Raw genomic sequence first — 18243 nt, 5'->3', positions numbered from 1 at the left:
GTCAACTTATATGTTACTGATATTTATCAATTGCAAAGCGTAGTTCAGACCGGCCTGGCAGGCAAAGGACGTTTACCCTATGAAAGGCGCGGAATGCGCGTTCTAGCGGACTGCGGGAAGCGCGCGGGCGGCTTCCTCGATGGCACGGCGCGCGATGCGCTCGGCGCTGTCGAGCAGGCGATCACTTGCGCGCGCGGCGGAGTCGGCATTGCCGCTGGCCATCGCGAGCGCGAGGGCCGCGTGCAGGCTGCCGGATTCGGCGATGATTTCTGCGTCGCGCGAGCGCTGGAACCAGAAGCGGCGCGACGGGCCTTGCATCAGGCGCATCGCATCCACCACGAAGTCGTTCTTGCAACTCGCGAGACACAGATCGTTGAAGGACTTGTCGGCGTGCACGAAGGCAAGCGTGTCGGCGTGTTGCGCGGCCGCTTCGAAGCGGCTCGCCAGCTCGCGCAACGTCGCCTTTTGCGCATCATTGCTTTCGCGTGCGACGAGACGCGCGAGCAGGCGCTCCACTTCGCGACGGGTTTCGAGCAAGCGCAATTGCGCATGTGGATCGATGGGCCGTACGACGATGCCGCGCTTGGGCAGCACCACCAGAAGATTCTCGCGTGCGAGACGCCGCACGGCTTCGCGCGTGGACATGCGGCTCATGCCGATCAGCTCGCTCAACTGAGCCTCTGTGACGGTTGAGCCAGGCGCGATGCTTTGCGTCACGATCGCTTCCTCGAGCAGCCGATAGGCGCGCAAGGTCAGCGACGCGACCGAACCTCCGCCGCGATGGGCGTCGGGAAGCGTCCGGGCGGGCCGCCGTGCCGTCATGACGGATCGATCAGATTTCGACCAGCGTTGCGCGTGTGAACTCCTCGATATTGTCGAGAAGCGCATCGAGCGCCTGGCCTGCGAGATCCATGTCGCCGGCCGCGATCGCCTCCGCGACCGCGCCGTGCAGCCGCGCCATCTCCGGAAGATCGGCGGCCTGCTTGTAGTGGACGTACCAGAAGCGGCGCGCGAGTCCGTGCATCAGCCGCATGGACGCTTCCGCGAACTCGTTGCGGGCCGCGATGAGACAAAGCTCGTTGAATTCGCGGTCGAGCCGCACGAAGCTCACATCGTCGTTGGCCTTGGAGGCCTCGGCGAATTCCGCGGCAAGCTGCGTGAACACTTCGCGCTCCTGCGGCGTGGCGCTGCGTGCGGCGCTTCGGCAGATAAGCCGCTCAACTTCGCGGCGCGTCTTCAGCAGTTTCAACTGCTTCTTGACGTCGATCTCGGGCACAAGCAGACCGCGCTGCGGCAGGATCAGAATCAGATGTTCGCGGGCCAGACGCTGAATGGCTTCGCGGATCGGCGTTCGGCCGATGCCGGTCATCTCGCTCAACGACAGTTCGGAAACCGTGGTGCCCGGCGCGATCTGCAAGGTGACGATCGCTTCCTCGATCTGCGCGTAAGCCTGCTCGGTCAGACTTTCCCGCTGGACCGGCTTTTTTGCGCCCGCCCGCGGCGCGCGAGCCGGCGTGGACGACTTCGCGCGCGTGGTTTTCGGTGGGGCGGCGCTCTTGCGGGCGACGATGCGTTCAGCCATGGATGAGCCTGCGAAATTGTTCCTCGGATATACCCATTGTATAGCAGTTGCATCTGTAAGCACCCGCGCAAGAACGTCACACCGAGACTTCTTCCAGCGCCCTGCCGCGTGTCTCTACGCCGAGCGTCAGCACCGCCAGCGCCGCGACCAGAAAGGACACCGCCCCCAGCGTAAAGACGCCGCTCTGTCCCATCGCCGGCAGCACGATTCCCGCGATGGACGGTCCGAGCAGCGAGCCGAGCCGCCCGATCGCAGAAGCAAATCCGGAGCCGGTCGCTCGCGCGCGCGTCGGGTACAACTCCGGCGTGTAGGCATACAGCACGGACCACATGCCGAAGAAGAAGAACTGCATGCATGCGCCCCTTGCGATCAGCTGCGCGGCCGGCGCGTGAGAACCCGCCGCTTGCCCATAGAGATACGCGAACGCGGCGCTTCCGATCAGCGTCAACACGCAGGAAGGCTTGCGCCCCCATGCTTCGATCAGCCACGCGAAGGTCATGAAGCCCGGAATGCCCGCGAGCGAAATCAGCACGGTATAGAATACCGACTTCGTGACCTCATAACCCGCACCCTGCAGCAGTGCGCCCAACCATGTCGTCAGTCCGTAGTATCCGAGCAGCGCGAAGAACCAAAGCGTCCACGTCATGAGCGTGCGGCGCGCATAGCTGCCGGTCCACAATTGCGCGATGCTCGCCTTCCCCGTCGCAGCATGCGCAGGTGGCGCGACCTTCGTCACCGGCGCGACCGCCGGCAGCTCGGCGCCGCCGAGTGCGGCTCTCACGCGCGCTTCCATTTTCGCGACGACGGCATCTGCATCGACGATGCGTCCCGCGCTCTCCAGCCAGCGCGGCGATTCGGGTACAGCGCGCCGCACCACGAAGACGAACACCGCGGGCACCGAGAGCGCGATGAAAATCCCGCGCCAGCCGATCACCGGAAGCAGAAAGTAGGTCGCAACACCTGCCGCGATGAAGCCGATCGGAAAGAAGCCTTCGAGCAACGCGACGTAGCGTCCTCGATTCTTCGCGGGCACGATCTCGGAGACGATCGATTGCCCAATTGGAAATTCCATCCCCATGCCGAAGCCGAGCAGCACACGGAACACCATGAGCCACGTGACATCATGCGCGAAGCCGCACAGCAGGCTGCCGATACCCCAGAAGATCATGCTCACCTGGAACACCGGCTTGCGCCCGAAGCGATCGGCAAGCACGCCGGCCACCGCTGCCCCGGCAAGCATGCCCAGGAAGCTCGCGCTCCCCAGCAAGCCGGTTTGCGCCGTGCTCAGATGAAACTCCGTCTTGATGGAGCCCAGCACGAAAGTCATGATGCCAAGATCAATCGAGTCGAACAGCCATGCCGTGGCAATCACGGCGAAGATCGAGCGCTGATAGCGCGTCAGCGGCAGACGTTCAAGGCGCGCAGCGACGCCGTGTCGGATCGCCACGGCGTCCGGTGAAAGCATTTCCATTGTCTCTCTCCATGTATTGCGAGGCGTGCTCTGCGGCGTACCTTGTTCGCGGAATGATTGAACGTGCTCGGGTTGTGTTGATCTCCTGCCTGGCGAGCGGGTGGGATGAGGAAAAAAATGCGGGGCTGGTCAGTACGCAGTCATCACACGACGTTCGTCTTCGGTGAGTTCCGGGCCGTCGAGCGTGACGCGCGACTGGTCGCGCTTGAACTTCGCGATCACCGGGCGCAGCTCTTCTTTCACGTGCTCTTCGCTGTAGCCGTTGAAGAGCGTGCCGAAGAAACCGCGGCGCAAGTCGCTGCTGCCGAGAACCCAGTCGGCGATCGGGAACGTGAGGTTCATGTTGTACTTCATCATGATCCCCATGTTGTGGTGCGCGGTGTGATGACGGCGGATCGTGTTAATAAACGGCATGTTGCGCACGAACCAGTTGTCATGCACATGACAGCAGTAATGGAACGTCTCATAGACCAGATACTGACCCACCATCGTGAGGAACACGATATAACCGGCGTTCGCATCGAGGATGCTCGAGGCGATCGTGCCGAGGACAGTACCGAACACGCCGAGCGTGATCAGCACACGCCACGGGAAGAACACGATGCGGAATTCGCGCGTCGTGTCGATGGTCGGCTCCGAATCGGTGAAGTACTGGTGATGCTCGCGCGTATGCCGCTCGTAGATGGCCCGCAACGCAAACACGTCGATGCGTCGATGCATTACGAAGCGATGCATCCCCCACTCCACGAAGTTGCCACCGAGGAAAACGGGAATCATGAGCAGCCATTCCCAAGTCGCGGCGTGCAGACGACTCGCGCAATACCAGATTGCGGCGATGCCCGCGCAGTACAGCACCGAGATGTGCAGCAGGCCGTTGTACAGCGGATTGATATTCGATTTGTAGTCGGCGCGGAACTTGCGTTGTCGTTCGGTCATCATGATGTGTCTCCTGAATTCGTGCATTACACAACTGACATATTAGTTGTACGTCAATGTAAGTCAAGTACGGTGTCGCTTTGGGCGGACGGGGTTTTCCCGAGGTCGCCGGTCCACGCACGGCGCACGATTTCCGCGTAGGTCGCGTCGGCATCGGCCACGGGAAAAGCTTTGGTAAGGCGCGTCACGCCGAGCGCATCGCGCGTGAGCGTCTCGAGTGCCGACTCTTCAACGCCGAGCCCACGCAGATCGGTGGGAATGCCGACACTGGCGATCAGATCCCGCAAGGTTCGGCACAGGTGGTCGATGGCGGTATCGGCGTCACCGTGGGTGTCGACGCCGAAGTCGGCGGCGATGTCCAGCAGTTCGGCGCGGCGCGTGAGTTTCAGCGCGCCGACCGCGTAAGGCAGTATCACCGCGTTGGTCGTGCCGTGCGAGCGATGCGTGAGTCCGGCGACCGCATAGGCGATCCCGTGCACAGCGTTGAGTCCTGCGCTGCCGTACGACATCGCCGCATAGAAGCTCGCCTGGCACATCGCAGAGCGCGCGGTTTCGTCGGCGCCGTCGTCGAAGCAGCGCTTCAGATAGCGTGCGCACAAGCGGATGGATTCGCGCGCGAAGAGCATCGTCAGCGAGGAGCGTCCGCTATAGCCGGGATCGGGATGACCCGCCCGTTCGTACACCGCGGAGTCGATCGTGAGATAGGACTCGATGGCATGCGTGAGCGCGTCGATGCCCGCATCGGCGGTGACCTTCGGCGGGCAGGTCATTGTCAGCTCGTAATCGATCAGCGCGATCTGCGGGCGCAGTGCGTTGTCCATCACGGCGACCTTGGTCGCGTTCGCAGGATCGATGAGGATCGCGCCCGGCGTCGCCTCCGAGCCGGTACCGGCGGTGGTCGGCATGGCGAACAACGGCAGCGCGTCGAGCGGGCCGCGCGCACCGACGAAATCGCTGATTGGCACGCCATTGCGCAGCGTCACGCACAGCGCCTTCGCCAGATCGATGTTGCTGCCGCCGCCGAGCGCGATCACGTGGTCGGGGAGCGCGCCGTCGAGGGCGTCGCGCAGCGTGCGCGTGGCGTCGTCGCAGAGCGTAGTGGTCGGATCGGGCAGGCCGCCCTCGAAAACGTGCGTGACTACGCCGAGCGCCGCGGCCGACTCGACATACTCCCGAACCCAGGGCGTGCGTGAACTGAAGAAGGTATCGGTGACGAGTACGCCGCGCTGATATCCCAGATGTGCAACGAGTCCGGGCAGCCGAGCGCGCGCGCCCTTCTCCATGATCAGACGCGCCGGCGCACAGAAGTGGATGAGGTCATCGGTTCTCAACGGTTCACTCCGTAATAAAACATCAGGTGGAAAGGAAGCGCCGCAAAGAGGCGGCGACTTCGGCGGTATGCGAAGTGGGAATGCTGTGACCCGCGTCCGCGATGATCTCGAGCCGCGCGGTGGGTAGTCCCTCCAGCAGCCAGTGCGCGTGCTCGATCGGACTTTCATCGTCGACGGCGCCGTGCAGGATCAGCGTTGGGATGTCGATGCTTGCGAGACTGGCGCGCTGATCCGTGTCGCGGATCGCCTGCCAGGTCCACGCGACGGCGTTGTGATCGGCCGCTTCGACAAGTCCGAGGCGTGCTTTGCGCGCGGCGATTTCGGCTTCCAGCGCGGCGCCGCCGGGCGCGTGGAACCATCGCAGCGCACGGAGCGACGGCGAGCCGGACATCAGGATCAGCCGCTCAGGACGGTGCGCGAGCAGGGGCAACGATGCCAGCGACACGGTGACGCCCATGCTCCAGCCCGCGAGACAGTACGGCTGGCCATGTGTGCAGGCGTCGATGGCCAGCGCGAGCTCGCCGGCGAACGCTTCGAGCGAGTAATCGGCCGCATAAGTCCCGCGCATGGCTACGCCGCGGCCGCGCAGATTCGGCAACATCAGGCTGACTTCGTGCTCCATCGATTCGGCGAGCGGCCGCCAAACCGCGCGCGTGCCCTGAATTCCATGAACGGCGACGATGTGCCGCGGGCCGTCTCCGTGCCGGACGATATCCATTGACCGAGTCTCCGTATGCTACTGATATGTTAGTAGCATGGTAGATGCATTGGTCGCGCGGCGTCAAGCAAGGACGTGCGTCGCCCTGGCGCAACTTCGGATGTATTGGTCGCTGGCCTTGTCTTCGTTCAGCATGTGAAGAGAAGACGGCATGAGGCGTTCCCAGGAGACTGGATGCCTTTTGCGAATCGGTGAATACGGTCTTATAGAGGTGGCGCTGAGAATTCGGGCAGGTCGGTAAGTGGAAAAGCTGGGGCGTGAGTCGGTCATAATGGCCGGCAACAAAGAACCAGAAGATGACGAAACGCAACCGACGGACACACTCACCGGCGTTCAAGGCAAAGGTGGCACTCGCGGCGCTCAAGGGCGACAAGACGCTGGCCCAGCTGGCCCAGCAGTTTGATGTGCATCCGAACCAGATCACTGACTGGAAGAAGCAACTGCAAGAGCATGTTGCCGAAGTGTTCGAGACGAGCCAAACATCGGCCGAGCCCCCGGTCGATGTGAGGGTGTTGCACGCGAAAATCGGGCAATTGACTCTGGAATCTTGATTGGGGTGGGGCGGAGATGCGCCACCGTCGCACACATGAGGGCCGATCAAAAGACAAGACGCATTCGTTAGCAAGTTACCGCAATCAGCACGGAAACCGCGCCAGCATATGGCCGGATACCGGCCTCTAAACTGGACATCAATATCTACCGCGTGAGTCGTATGAAGGTCAAATCGGAAAGGCAATGACGAAGACGATACGCTGCCAGTGGGACAGTAGAGAGATCGCTGCTGGCGACATAGTTCTTAACGACGGCTTTCTTATGCGCAGGCAATCCGTCGATAATCAGATGAACCGCTCCTTTGCGATTGAACATCAACTTCTTGAGCAGTTCCACGAACAACTCACCGGTAAGCCCCCTTCATACGTTGCAAACCAGAAAGCCCCCTTCGAATTAACAGCGGACGCGGCGCTCATGCTTTGTCGCTCGCCGGGCCGCTCGACCACGGGTGTTTCACCACGCGGCGCCCACGTCCTGCCATGCACCGAGTCAGCGCGGAAGCCCGATTCGTCCCAGAAGAAAATGTCCGCTTTCTGCTCACGAGCCTGCCTGGCAATGCTCGGATAGGTGTCACGTTGCCAACGCTCGATGGCTTCCGGATCACGCTGGTAAGCCCGCTGCAACGGCTTTTGCGGCGTCAGGTTCAGCCGGGCTGAGCATCGCGCCGATCGATGCCAGACTCAACATGACGCCGAATTTCTGTTGCACCAACTCACGAACCAGGTTGCGTGTCCACAAGCCAAAGTCAAACCCGTACTGCATTGGATTCTTGCCATTGATCCAGCGCAGTACCCGCTGCTCCTGCGTCGCAGTGAGGGTGCGCGGGCGACCCGTACCTTTGGTCGAGCGCAGCGCCCGCACACCATGGCCACGGCCTCGTGCCTGCGCCCTGATCTTGTACGCCCAGGAGCGATGCATCCCAAACGATGCCGCAACATCACTTGGATGCTCGCCTTCAGCCATACGCTGAACCGCAAGGATCGCATTTCTTCAAGCGTGTTGTGAGCCAGACTCCGGCTATCCCGTTTCATGGGCGATCCTCTCAATAGCTATCGCTCAAGCAGAGATCACGTGTCCGCAAAATTCCTGACTTATGAGTAAGCCGGAATAGTTGGCCACAGGTTCCCCCGTGGGCGCGTGGACCAGATTTAAATTCTTGAAGAGCGTCAGCGCCCATCTTTGAGACTGCGACGCACATTGCGACTGCGGCTCAAACGTAATGTCCGATGCACCGTCACGCGCGTTCCGAAAGCGACTCCTCTACGAGTTCGATCCAGTGGCGAACCGGAGTCCGGCTTGCACCGTTCAGATGCGTCTGGCAACCGATGTTGGCGGTGACGATCGTATCCGGCTTACCGCTCTCGAGTGCGTTAAGCTTGTTCTCTCGAAGCTTGGCTGCCAATACGGGCTGAGTAATCGAATATGTACCAGCTGAGCCACAGCACAGGTGAGCGTCTGGGACTGCTGTGAGATCGAAGCCCAGTTGCTGAAGAATACGTTCAACGGCTCCCCCCAGCTTCTGCGCGTGCTGCAAGGTACACGGGCAGTGAAACGCGACGCGCTGGGTTGCCCCATCTCTCAACTCGTTCAACGGCTCTGCCGCGAGAATTTCAGCAAGATCACGGGCGAGCGCGCTAACGCGTGCCGCCTTGTGAACGTACGCTGGATCGCGCTGCAGCAGTTCACCGTACTCTTTGACGAAGGCACCGCATCCGCTCGCCGATATTACAATTGCTTCGGCGCCCGCTTCGATTGCGGGCCACCATGCATCGATATTCCGTTTTGCACGCTCAAGCCCAGCTGCGTGAGCCCCGAGGTGATAATCAGTTGCGCCACAGCAACCAGCCTCCTTAGCAGGAAAAACGCTAATGCCAAGTCTGTCCAGCACGCGTGCAGCCGCTGCGTTCGTGTTCGGCGACAGCGAGGGTTGGACACAGCCTTCGAGCATCAGCATACGACGCTGATGCTGAGTTGGTGGCCGAGGTTTCGCTGCGACATGGCGAGTCGGAATTTTCTGCTTCACTGAAGCTGGCAACAGCGGATACATTGCCCGCCCCGCCTTGAGCGCAGTAGCAAACACTCTTGCGCGAGGTACTACGTGGCGCAAAGCAGCGCGAAGCAGCCTTTCGGTTGTCGGCCGCGCAACGCGACGCTCGACCTCCGCACGGCCGATATCAAGAAGCTTGTGGTACTGCACTCCCGACGGACACGTGGTTTCGCAGTTGCGGCAACTGAGGCATCGGTCGAGATGAAGCTGCGTTTCGCCAGTGACAGGCTCTCCCTCGAGTACCTGTTTGATCAAATATATGCGCCCGCGCGGACCGTCGAGTTCATTACCAAGCAACTGATAGGTGGGGCACGTTGCGTTGCAGAACCCGCAATGTACGCAAGAGCGGAGAATGCTCGCCGCTTCATCTGCGCGCTCGAGCTTCTTTGCTTCTTCGCTGAAATTCGTTTGCATCGGATTACTCGCTGGCAGTCGCTCAGATTTCCGCGTAGATGCGGCCCGGACTAAAGATGCCGTGGGGATCCAGCCGCTGCTTCAACTGACGGTGGTACCGCAGCAGGGGCGCAGGTAGCGGGTGAAACGGCTCGTTTGTCTCATGCGAACGGAAGGCAGTCGCATGTCCACCATGGCTTTGGGCGATCTGACGCAGTTCATCTGCTGGCGCTGAAGTGGTAAGCCAGCGTTGAGCGCCCCCCCAATCCAGTAAGGTATCGCCCGGCAAATCGATAACGGGAGCGCTCGGAGGCAGCGAGATTCTCCACAACGGATCCCGCCCGTCAAAGAACGGAAGACGAAATTCGCGCAACGCTGTCCAGAAGGTGTCGTCAGCCTCCTCACCACCAATGAGCTCGCGTGCTGCACGAACGGAGCCATTGCCCCCTTCGATCCGAAGGTGAAGCATGTTCGACGTGTAGCACGCGCCAGCGATGGGCAGCCCTGCACGTCGCCACTCGCCAAGCTTGGAAAGTGCATTCGCGACGTCGGTCTCAAGTTCCAGGTGAACTGTCGCGCGCGGCTTCGGCAGGACTTTCAGCGAAACTTCCGTGATCAACCCGAGGCAGCCGTAGCTTCCTGTGAGCAAGCGCGAAACGTCGTAGCCCGCGACGTTCTTCATCACTTCGCCACCAAAACGCACATGTTTCCCGTTGCCAGTGATCGCGCGACAGCCCAAGACGAAATCGCGCACCGACCCGGCCCACGGACGGCGCGGACCAGACAAACCACTCGCCACCATCCCACCAACCGTAGCAGCTCCCCCGAACGCTGGCGGCTCGCACGGCAGCATTTGACCGGCAGCATCCAGCACGGCATTTAGTTCAGCGAGAGGAGTGCCAGCCCGGGCGGTAATCACCAGTTCGGTCGGATCGTAGCTGACGATGTCTCTATGCTTGCGTGTATCGAGAGGTTCTGCATCGACTACACGTCCCAACGCCAATTTGCTGTCACCGCCGCGGATTCGAAGTGGTGTCCGCGTGCTGATGGCCTGCATCACTTGCTCAATGAGTTGCGCGCTGTTGTCGGGGTTCATATCGCGGCGCATCAGAAGCGCTCCAGTTCAGGGAAAGGAAGTTGTCCGTGATGCACGTGCATTGATCCAAACTCGGCACAGCGGTGCAGCGTGGGTATGTTTTTGCCAGGGTTCAGCAAACCGTTCGGGTCAAACGCCGCCTTCACCGCGTGAAATACGAGCAATTCGTCGCTGTTAAATTGCGCGCACATCTGATTGATCTTTTCGCGACCTACGCCGTGCTCACCCGTAATGCTGCCGCCCACTTTCACGCACAATTCGAGGATTCGCGCACCGATCGCTTCCGCTCTATCCATCTCGCCCGGGACGTTTGCGTCAAACAGAATGAGCGGATGCATATTGCCGTCGCCGGCGTGAAATACGTTCGCAACGCGCAACCCATATTCGATGGACAAGTCAGCAATTCCTTTTAGAACGTGAGGCAACTGCCGGCGCGGAATCGTGCCATCCATACAGTAATAATCTGGAGAGATTCGACCGACAGCGGGAAACGCATTCTTTCGTCCTGCCCAGAATTTCTGACGCTCGGCTTCGTCCTTCGCGAGACGCACATCCGTTGCACCCGCCATACGCAATATCGCGTCGACGCCCTCCACGTCCTCCTGGACGTCCGAGTCAGATCCGTCAAGTTCGCATAGAAGGATTGCTTCAGCCTCGACCGGGTAGCCAGCACGGATAAAGTCCTCGGCAGCCCGGATGGCGAGGTTGTCCATCATTTCAAGACCCCCGGGAATGATTCCATCGCCGATAATCTTTGCCACTGCGGCACCGGCGCGTTCGACATCGTCAAAACTGGCAAGCAACACCTTCGCGCTTTGCGGCTTCGGAAGCAGCTTGACCGTAACTTCAGTCACGATTCCGAGCATCCCTTCCGAGCCAGTAAAGAGCGCCAACAGATCAAATCCAGCGCTATCCAGGGCCTCAGAACCCAACGTCAGCCGCTCACCCTCGATAGTCAAAATCTCCACTTTCAGTATGTTGTGAACGGTCAGACCGTATTTGAGACAGTGCACGCCGCCAGCGTTCTCGGCCACATTGCCGCCAATCGAACATGCGATCTGGGATGACGGGTCAGGAGCGTAGTAAAGGCCGTACGGCGCCGCTGCCTGTGAAATTGCAAGATTGCGGACGCCCGGCTGCACCCGCGCCGTACAAGCATCTACGTCCAAGTCGATAATCTTGTTGAAGCGGGCCATCACGAGCAATATCCCCTTCTCAAGAGGCATCGCACCTCCCGAAAGTCCCGTGCCTGCTCCCCGGGCAACTATCGGTATCCGGCGCCGGGCAGCGTACTTCAACAATTGCTCGACCTGCTCAATCTTGTCGGGCAGAGCAACAAGCATTGGCGCGCATCGATACGCTGAAAGCCCGTCGCATTCAAAGGGCCGCATGCCCTCTTTGGAATCCAGCAATTCCATGTCCGGCAGGAGGGTCCGGATCTCCCTCACAAGCGTGTCCCTGTCGTGCGACGGAAGAACGCCGTCGATCACTTCGTCGTAGAGGTAGCTCATTGCCCAAACCCCGCTGTCATTGCTTGACACCAGGCGGCGCAAGTACTCGGGGCGTGGACGGGAGGCAGAATCGGCCTGACGAGCGGATGATGGAATTTCTGTGACATTTCGCCTCCTTCACATCGCAGCCCTCGCATAACGCACGCAGAGCTTCGACCCTATGGTTCTGTTTGGTCTATTGGCCGACTGGTCGACCACCTGACCAGACGCATCCTAGTCGCGTGCACCGACCGTGGAAACGGGTAGAAACCCTAAAACGGCACGCCTCGCCAGAAATGAAGCCAGCGCCCTAGACGGCAGATTGCCTGTCAGTTGGAAACAACCAGGAACTTCACCACCCAAACGCGAGATGACTCGAAGGCCTCCGTTAGAATCTGATTCCTGATGTCCTCACCGCCCCACCCAAGTCCCCGCCCGTCCATCGCCCATAGCGGCCCCCGACGGATCGATTGTTCCGTCACTCGGAACATTGACGAGCGACCATACTGCCTTTACAGTTCCCGGAATGATCAAATCCCCTTCCTGGACCATACTACCCTTATGGTTACTAAATCACACCGGGGTCCGGAGACCTCGTATACCGGCACCACTTCGGAGCAGGACACGTTTGCGCGCGATGTTCTTGAACGCGTTACCTCGAAATGGCCACTGAAAGTACTTCAGGTGGTCGCCGGAACAGAGCAACCACTACGATTCTCAAGGGTTCTCGCGCACGTCGACGGTATAAGCCAAAAGATGTTGTCCCAAACCTTACGAACGTTAGAGAAGGAAGGACTGGTCACGCGCACTGTATTCGCGCAGGTTCCTCCACGCGTCGAATATGAATCAACCAGGCTCGGCCGCGACTTGCTCGGCGAAATCGTCCCGGTTTGTCGCTGGATTGCGGCCCGGGAGTCGGCGTTTGTAGCAGCGAGAGCAGCGTTCAGTTGCCCGACGAAATCAAGAGAAAGTTGAAGCGTTGATCGCATTTGCGACCAGAACTTCCCGCATGAATCACGCGGGAAGTTGAACTAAAAAATCTAGAGACGCGAAGGAGCCGGCGCCGATGTCTTTCTCCCCAATCACCCCACCACCCAGATTCCGCCTGTCCGACGCCGTCTGCGATCAGCTCGAACAGCTGATCGTTGACGGGACACTGCGAGCTGGAGAATCGCTACCATCGGAGCGCGACCTGGCGCAACGTCTGAATGTATCTCGCCCGTCGTTACGAGAAGCATTGCTCCGACTGGAAGGTAGCAAACTGATTCAATCCAGGACGGGAGGCGGATATGTCGTCGCAAACTCCAGCTCGCCCCTCATCGCGGACCCGTTGGCGCACTTGATAGCGCGCCACCGCAAGGCGGCGGGAGATATTCTGGAAATGCGTGAAGGGCTGGAAGCCGTGACAGTCGAGTTGGCAGCCACACGGGCGACGAAATCGGACATCCGGCACGTCAAAGATGCCTTAAACGCCCTCGAATCGGCGTTTACCAAGGAGAACCCATACGCCGTGCACGCCGGCCAAACATCTCTGCCGCTACTTGATGCCGCTTTCCATTTGCGAATTGCCGAGGCTACTCACAACATCGTCCTCGTTCATGTGATGCACGGTCTGTACAACCTCGTACAGAAATCAATTGAAGAAACCTACTCAACATTCGAGAAAAGAGACGCAGACCTGTCGCATCTGATGGAACAGCATCGGCATATCTGCGACGCTATCGAGCGTCACGACCCGATTGCCGCACGCAACGCGCTAGTCACCCATCTTGGCTTTATCCGCGAAAATGCTTCCCGCTAGAAAGAGCGTTATCCGACGCACCGGCCCGAGGACCGCCGAAAAGCATCCGCAGAAGTATTCGGTAGAAGGCTGACGCGCAAATAGCAATAGCCTGAGCGAAATCTGACAGTGGTGGATTTCTCCTGCTGCCCGGTGGACGCGGAGAACGTGGACCGAAGCGACAGCGTGTGCGGCGAACCGCAAGGAGTCCATCAGGTTCTGTCGCAGTAAGCGTGACGAGACGACAAATGTCAATATAATCAGTATTGCTTACATAACAAGTGAATAAAACTGCCGGGAAGCAGACAACGGGTCTTTGCCCACACATTTCATCTGTCCTTTCCTGATCATGTGCATTACCTCGATGCCGCCGAGAATGACCCTCGCACTGTGGAAATCCTTGAACCCTAGCATAGGACGGGTCCGGCGTTTGATAGCCCGATGGTCCTGTTCGACGATGTTATTCAGGTATTTGATCTGGCGGACCTTGATCGGCGTCTCGCGATCGGCATTCACCGCGTTCAACGCGGCCAGATTGGAGCCGCTTTTGTCGATGGTCACGGTCTCTGGCGCACCATTGTGGGCGATGGCTTTTTCAAAGAACCGCCGGGCTGCAACCTTGTCCCGCCTGGCCCTGAGCAGGAAGTCGATCGTGTCGCCCGCCTTGTCCACCGCCCGATAAAGATATTTCCACTCGCCTTTGATCCTGATATAGCTCTCGTCCATTCGCCAGCTTTTCCCAACCGGAAGCTTGTGCTTGCGGAACGTCTTTTCGAATAGCGGCAATAGCTTCCGTACCCAGCGGTACACCGTGGAATGATCAACCGCGATACCACGCTCGTCCATCATCTCCTCGAGATTGCGCAAACTTAACGAATAGGCGACGTACCATCGCACGCACAGCAAAATCACTTCAAGCGGGTAATGAAGCCGCTTCAGGACCTTGGCCAGGCCCGGGGCAAGCGTGGTTCGCGGTGTCTTCGTCTTCTTCATCAGACAGCTCAGAAATTTTGCTACCCAATTTTAACCCAGCCCCTTACTGCAACAAAACCCGATGACGTTGTTGCGCAGCATGACGCTCGAGATCAAGAACAACTTCATGTACGTGCGGCGCGTCGAGAAGGGCGTCAATCGTCCTGCCGACACGCTACGCCTGCGCAGCGGCAGTTGCCGCGATTTCGCGGTGCTGATGATGGATGCCGTCCGCTCGCTTGGCCTCGCGGCCCGGTTCGTCAGTGGCTATATCTTCGTGCCGGACCACGACACCACCCTGGGCGGCGGCGCGACCCACGCATGGCTGCAGATCTATCTTCCCGGTGCAGGCTGGGTCGATTTCGATCCGACCAACAGCATCGTCGGCAACCGGCATCTGATTCGTGTGGCGGTAGCGTGGAATTACGATCAGGCGCTGCCGCTCTGGGGCACATGGCACGGCGCGATGCATTCGTTCCGCAGTCTTGAGGTCGACGTGAGCGTGACCGAAGGCGCCTGAGCGCTCAGCGCGTTACGACTTTATCAATGGAAGGATGGTCAGATGAAACTTCGCGTGGGCTATGAACTGATCTACGAGTGCGCGCAGCCGACACCAATGATGTTGATGTTGAACACGCATTTTTCCCGCGTGCAGGATGTCCTGTCTGCCGATCTGCTGGTGGTCGATCCGCCGGTGGCGATCACCCAGTATCGCGATAGCTTCGGCAATCTGTGCAGCCGCATCGTCGCGCCGCAGGGGCTGATTTCGCTCTCCACCACCGCGCTGCTCAACGTCTCCGATCAACCCGAGACGCGCGAGCCGTTCGACTATCAGCATGCCGTCGAAACGCTTCCGGATGAATGTCTGGTGTTCCTGCTCGGCAGCCGCTATTGCGAAACCGATCTGCTGTCCGACATTGCCTGGAAACTGTTTTCCAATACGCCTCCGGGCCGCCACCGGGTGCAGGCGATTTGCGACTACGTGCATCGCCATGTCACGTTCGGATACGAATTTGCACGGCCGACCAAGACCGCGTTTCAGGCGTGGCAGGAACGCAAGGGCGTGTGTCGCGACTTCGCTCATCTGGCCGTGGCGCTATGCCGCGCGATGAATATTCCGGCGCGCTACTGCACGGGCTACATCAGTGACGTCGGTGTGCCGCCGCCGTGGAGCACGATGGATTTCGCGGCATGGTTCGAAGCCTATGTGGGCGGCTCCTGGCAGACCTTCGATCCGCGCAACAACGTGCCGCGTATCGGTCGTGTGCTGATGGCGCGCGGCCGCGATGCCGCCGACGTTGCGATCAGCAACACATTCGGTCCGACGAAGCTCATCAAATTCGACGTCCACTGCGCGCCTGAATGATGACGAGTGGTCATTCGTTGGTGGTGTCGTAGAGGACGGGTTTGGGTCGGGATTCATCAGATGCATCAGGCAGCGGTCGGCCATGAAGTGTCATTCGCCCGTCCCATCGTTCGGACGCTCAGTAGTCGGCTTCGCCCTGTGATTGGCCATTCGATTGAGAGGCTGCCACCAACTGGTCAACGCGCCCCAAAAAATATAGCGCGGAACCGACCCTGTCCCGACGTTCGCGACACGGAAAAGTCGCCGTTCGCGCCACTCCTTGATCGCGGCGATACGGAAGCGGTCGCCCAACAATGAGACTTACAAAGGACGAAACTCATTTCGTGCTCAGCGGCCCCTCACGACGCATTTGATTCAGAAAATCGACGAGCAGGTCTTCGGTGCCGGTTCGTCAATCCGCCGCTGTGCGCCGTTGGCGACAAGCTGGACCGCAAAACCTGTCGCTGCAACGGAACCTTCGTTCCGAATGAGGTGCTCATCATTCCCCGTGTCCACCAACGTCGTACCATTGGCTGTGCCCGGCCCGTACACTTTCTGGGTACAGTCGGTGTGGTACTCGGTTACCTGGCCCGACGTGATGATTATTAGGCTGTGCCCGGGGTGCTTATGCCAGCCTGTGGTCCCACCCGGCGCCCACGTGTTGGTCTGTATGTACAAGTCTGACGGTCCCTCGGTCTTTTCGAGCGAGGACCACGTATCACCAGGGAATCCAGGAGCAAGCCGCTGAAGCTGGTCCTGTGTGAGGCGGTTGATGACTTGAAACTCGGTGAAAGTCCCTTTGGCCAGGGTCATGCCCGTGAATCCGCTGGGCGGGGTCGCTTGGGCAGATTCCACCTGAGAGAGGGCCACGACCATACATACGGCAAACCACAGCGGCAACGACATGTCCCGCCGCGGCCGTTTTCGACTTGAACACCGTGTCGCCGAGGCGAGCCCCTCGGCCCAGCGATCCTTCGCCGCGTCCTTTTCATCCCGGAACTCGAGCTTCTTCGCCGCTCCGCCATCGTCTTTCATCTCATAGCCTCGTTTCCAAGTTGGTTGTCCATCTCCTGTCGCGCCTCTTGCGCCCGTGACCGGTCCGACGTGTGGCGTCGCGGCTGGCAGACCCTGCAATGCCACAGGTTGAAGCCGCAGGTGTGGACAGCGCCTGACGAAACGTCGACACTAACGCAGTGCTTTAGATTCCGATGTCAGCGATGCGTTCCCGCTGCTTGGCGCCCCCGAGCGCGAAGATACGCGAGCCCGTAAGTGGCTCTCCGCCCGCGAATGGACGGCCGATCCCGAGACCGAAGAACGGAGCCGCGGCGGCTACACCGTTCATATGGAACCCAGGACGATGCGTGGTCACCCGTGACAAACTCTGGCTGCGGTTCGGCCCGGGGTCGCCCTCGGCGACAAGGCCCGTGCCTTGATAGGAATCGATACGCGGGACCGCGGCTTGTGCACACAGACTGCGGCGCCTTCCTCCTTTCTGGATTTGCACGTTTGAAGGAAATTGCTATGAAAACCGGTTACGCCATCGTATTGGCAATGCTCGCTGGCATCGGAACGGGAGTGGTGGGCGTGCATAGCATCGAGGCTCAGGTCAAGCCGCCTGTCTACATGGTAGGACTGGTCGATGTCAGCAACGCGGACGGTTATGCGAAGGAGTATCTTCCACGCGCCCGGGCTTCGATTAAAGCGCATGGCGGAGTCACATTGGCTGCGGGACCGGGAACGGTGATAGAAGGAGCCCCGCCCGGAACACGCTTCGTCATTCTTCGGTGGGATAGCTTGGAGCAACTAAAGGATTGGCGCGATTCACTGGAATACACGGCAGCGCACAAGGACGGCGAGAAGTACGCGAAGTTCAATGTCGTTGCGGTTAACGGCGTACAACCGTAGCAGGTAACCGGCACTCTCAAGCCGTGACCAAAGGTGAAGATCCCGGTTTGCGACGACCGTGCCGGCACGAGTTCGCCCCTCGTCGGTGAGTTCCATCGGGGGCAAAGTTCCGCTGCACGCAGCGAGCACTCGCGTAGACCGCGCGATGGCTGGCAGGGGCTAGCCAGAATCAACTCCGAATAGAAAGCGGAACACTTGGCGCGTGGTGTGAAGGGAGGTTACTGCGGTTGACAATAAGCGGCGCAGATAAAGGGATGGCTGCTGTCCTCGGAAAGCGGCCATACAGGTGGCAGCAGGCTCTATGTCCGTAGTGGGTCGGGAGTGTGAGTTCGCTGATGCAGGAAACTGCCATCGGGTTGCTCGATGCCACCGCAGTCAGCAATCCGCCACATTGCTGACGCACAACCCGGACCGTCCCAATGACGGCAATGGCCGATTCGGGTAAGAAGACCGGATGGAACCGGTGTGGCGGAAAAATAACGGCAGACAATATATTTCCCATGGCGGTTTCAAAGGTGAAGCGCAACAGCGGGTTAATCTTACTGTGTCACAAAATTCATTTGCAGCAAGGTGATACCTGGTAGTATTAAATAATACAGACTTCGGGCGATCACGATGAGTGGAG

16 protein-coding genes and 2 pseudogenes are annotated in these 18243 nt (G+C 59.8%); 6 read left to right on the top strand and 12 right to left on the bottom strand.

Going from position 1 to position 18243, the window contains the following annotated elements; all coding sequences use genetic code 11:
* Nucleotides 1-102: 102 nt before the first annotated feature.
* From HWY30_RS33900 to HWY30_RS33875, 6 genes are all read right to left on the bottom strand, one after another.
* Nucleotides 103-822 carry a GntR family transcriptional regulator gene (locus tag HWY30_RS33900; RefSeq protein WP_167368826.1) on the bottom strand — a complete coding sequence of 240 codons (720 nt, stop codon included), beginning with the start codon at nucleotides 820-822 and terminating at the stop codon, nucleotides 103-105.
* 10 nt (nucleotides 823-832) lie between these two features.
* Complete coding sequence (locus tag HWY30_RS33895) at nucleotides 833-1582, bottom strand: GntR family transcriptional regulator (RefSeq protein ID WP_090812149.1); 750 nt, start codon at nucleotides 1580-1582, stop codon at nucleotides 833-835.
* 76 nt (nucleotides 1583-1658) lie between these two features.
* Nucleotides 1659-3053 (bottom strand): MFS transporter, encoded by a 1395-nt coding sequence (locus HWY30_RS33890; protein ID WP_090812148.1) that lies wholly within the window; start codon nucleotides 3051-3053, stop codon nucleotides 1659-1661.
* A gap of 129 nt (nucleotides 3054-3182) precedes the next feature.
* Nucleotides 3183-3992 (bottom strand): sterol desaturase family protein, encoded by an 810-nt coding sequence (locus HWY30_RS33885; protein ID WP_090812585.1) that lies wholly within the window; start codon nucleotides 3990-3992, stop codon nucleotides 3183-3185.
* Nucleotides 3993-4042: 50 nt separating this feature from the next.
* A complete protein-coding gene (locus HWY30_RS33880) occupies nucleotides 4043-5320 on the bottom strand; it encodes an iron-containing alcohol dehydrogenase (RefSeq protein ID WP_090812147.1) in 1278 nt (425 codons plus the stop codon).
* A 22-nt stretch (nucleotides 5321-5342) separates the two neighbouring features.
* A complete protein-coding gene (locus tag HWY30_RS33875) occupies nucleotides 5343-6038 on the bottom strand; it encodes an alpha/beta fold hydrolase (protein ID WP_090812146.1) in 696 nt (231 codons plus the stop codon).
* A gap of 296 nt (nucleotides 6039-6334) precedes the next feature.
* Between HWY30_RS33875 and HWY30_RS33870 the strand changes: the two are divergent.
* A pseudogene (locus HWY30_RS33870) lies at nucleotides 6335-6586 on the top strand (transposase); the annotation flags it as partial.
* Nucleotides 6587-6815: 229 nt separating this feature from the next.
* Here the strand turns inward: HWY30_RS33870 and HWY30_RS33865 are convergent.
* From HWY30_RS33865 to glcD, 4 genes and pseudogenes are all read right to left on the bottom strand, one after another.
* Nucleotides 6816-7621: pseudogene (locus HWY30_RS33865) on the bottom strand (IS630 family transposase); the annotation flags it as partial.
* A 203-nt stretch (nucleotides 7622-7824) separates the two neighbouring features.
* Entirely contained in the window at nucleotides 7825-9051 is a 1227-nt protein-coding gene (glcF, locus tag HWY30_RS33860) for a glycolate oxidase subunit GlcF (protein ID WP_090812145.1), read from the bottom strand.
* Between the two features lie 22 nt (nucleotides 9052-9073).
* Nucleotides 9074-10138, bottom strand: coding sequence for a glycolate oxidase subunit GlcE (gene glcE / locus HWY30_RS33855; RefSeq protein WP_090812144.1), 1065 nt, complete (start codon nucleotides 10136-10138; stop codon nucleotides 9074-9076).
* Nucleotides 10138-11637, bottom strand: coding sequence for a glycolate oxidase subunit GlcD (gene glcD / locus HWY30_RS33850; protein WP_090812143.1), 1500 nt, complete (start codon nucleotides 11635-11637; stop codon nucleotides 10138-10140). The genes glcE and glcD overlap by 1 nt, the downstream gene beginning before the upstream one ends.
* Before the next feature lie 384 nt (nucleotides 11638-12021).
* Between glcD and HWY30_RS43140 the strand changes: the two genes are divergently transcribed.
* Together HWY30_RS43140 and HWY30_RS33840 are read left to right on the top strand one after the other, a co-directional pair.
* Complete coding sequence (locus tag HWY30_RS43140) at nucleotides 12022-12591, top strand: winged helix-turn-helix transcriptional regulator (RefSeq protein WP_425199418.1); 570 nt, start codon at nucleotides 12022-12024, stop codon at nucleotides 12589-12591.
* Nucleotides 12592-12682: 91 nt separating this feature from the next.
* On the top strand, nucleotides 12683-13417 hold the full coding sequence (locus HWY30_RS33840) for a FadR/GntR family transcriptional regulator (protein WP_090812141.1): 735 nt from the start codon (nucleotides 12683-12685) through the stop codon (nucleotides 13415-13417).
* A gap of 249 nt (nucleotides 13418-13666) precedes the next feature.
* Here HWY30_RS33840 and HWY30_RS33835 read toward each other — a convergent pair whose 3' ends face one another.
* Complete coding sequence (locus tag HWY30_RS33835; RefSeq protein ID WP_090812140.1) at nucleotides 13667-14389, bottom strand: IS6 family transposase; 723 nt, start codon at nucleotides 14387-14389, stop codon at nucleotides 13667-13669.
* A 61-nt stretch (nucleotides 14390-14450) separates the two neighbouring features.
* Between HWY30_RS33835 and HWY30_RS33830 the strand changes: the two genes are divergently transcribed.
* Both HWY30_RS33830 and HWY30_RS33825 read left to right on the top strand, forming a co-directional pair.
* Nucleotides 14451-14888, top strand: coding sequence for a transglutaminase-like domain-containing protein (locus HWY30_RS33830; RefSeq protein WP_244145108.1), 438 nt, complete (start codon nucleotides 14451-14453; stop codon nucleotides 14886-14888).
* A 42-nt stretch (nucleotides 14889-14930) separates the two neighbouring features.
* Nucleotides 14931-15734: a transglutaminase-like domain-containing protein gene (locus tag HWY30_RS33825; RefSeq protein WP_090812139.1), complete on the top strand. Its 804-nt coding sequence runs from the start codon at nucleotides 14931-14933 to the stop codon at nucleotides 15732-15734.
* Nucleotides 15735-16088: 354 nt separating this feature from the next.
* Here the strand turns inward: HWY30_RS33825 and HWY30_RS33820 are convergent, their stop codons facing one another.
* On the bottom strand, nucleotides 16089-16748 hold the full coding sequence (locus HWY30_RS33820; RefSeq protein WP_090812138.1) for a cupin domain-containing protein: 660 nt from the start codon (nucleotides 16746-16748) through the stop codon (nucleotides 16089-16091).
* A gap of 486 nt (nucleotides 16749-17234) precedes the next feature.
* Here HWY30_RS33820 and HWY30_RS33815 point away from each other — a divergent pair, with 486 nt between their 5' ends.
* Nucleotides 17235-17618, top strand: a complete 384-nt coding sequence (locus tag HWY30_RS33815) for a DUF1330 domain-containing protein (protein WP_167368825.1) — start codon at nucleotides 17235-17237, stop codon at nucleotides 17616-17618.
* The last annotated feature ends 625 nt before the right edge of the window (nucleotides 17619-18243 follow it).

The organism is Paraburkholderia tuberum STM678, assembly GCF_902833905.1.
Classification (GTDB): domain Bacteria; phylum Pseudomonadota; class Gammaproteobacteria; order Burkholderiales; family Burkholderiaceae; genus Paraburkholderia; species Paraburkholderia tuberum.
Note: the sequence above shows the minus strand (reverse complement) of the source record. Positions and strands in the feature narration are given on the sequence as shown.